Source organism: Pantoea sp. MQR6, assembly GCF_022761075.1.
GTDB classification, from domain to species: Bacteria; Pseudomonadota; Gammaproteobacteria; order Enterobacterales; family Enterobacteriaceae; genus Pantoea; species Pantoea phytostimulans.
The window spans coordinates 1-683 of sequence record NZ_JAKYXB010000019.1; the positions used below are offsets into that span (position 1 = coordinate 1).

Consider the following 683-nt stretch of genomic DNA (forward strand, 5'->3'; position numbering starts at 1 on the left):
AAACGGACCAGCCAGCTTAGCAATTAGCGAACCGGTGCAGGTACCGGAGCCAGAGTCTGGTGTTCGCTCTTCTGACGGGAAGGCGCTTTGTGCACCATGGTGTAGGCATAATCAACGCCAATACCGTAAGCGCCTGAGTGCTCTTTCGCGATATCCATTACCGCGTTGTACGTCTCTTTGTGTGCCCAGTCACGCTGCCACTCCAGCATCACCTGCTGCCAGGTCACCGGGATCACGCCGGCCTGGATCATGCGCTGCATCGCGTAGTCGTGGGCCTCTTTGGTGGTGCCGCCTGACGCATCCGCCACCATGTAGATTTCGTAGTCGCCTTCCAGCATTGCGCACAGGGCGAAGCTGTTGTTACAGACTTCCGTCCACAGGCCGGAAACCACCACCTTTTTCTTGCCGTTAGCGGCCAGTGCGTCACGCACTTTCTGGTCATCCCAGGAGTTCATTGAGGTACGCTCAAGGATGTCCTGGCCCGGGAACACGTCCAGCAGCTCCGGGAAGGTGTTGCCGGAAAAGCTTTCGGTCTCAACGGTGGTCAGGACGGTCGGGATGTTGAAGACTTTGGCCGCTTTGGCCAGCGCCACCACGTTGTTTTTCAGCACCTGGCGGTCAATTGACTGCACGCCAAAGGCCATCTGTGGCTGCTGATCGATAAAAATAATCTGGCTGTTCTG

At 57.1% G+C, this 683-nt stretch carries 1 protein-coding gene; it reads right to left on the reverse strand.

Annotated elements, in window-relative coordinates:
• Nucleotides 1-23: 23 nt before the first annotated feature.
• Nucleotides 24-671: a hydrolase gene (locus MUG06_RS22745; RefSeq protein ID WP_243080130.1), complete on the reverse strand. Its 648-nt coding sequence runs from the start codon at nt 669-671 to the stop codon at nt 24-26.
• Nucleotides 672-683: the final 12 nt, after the last annotated feature.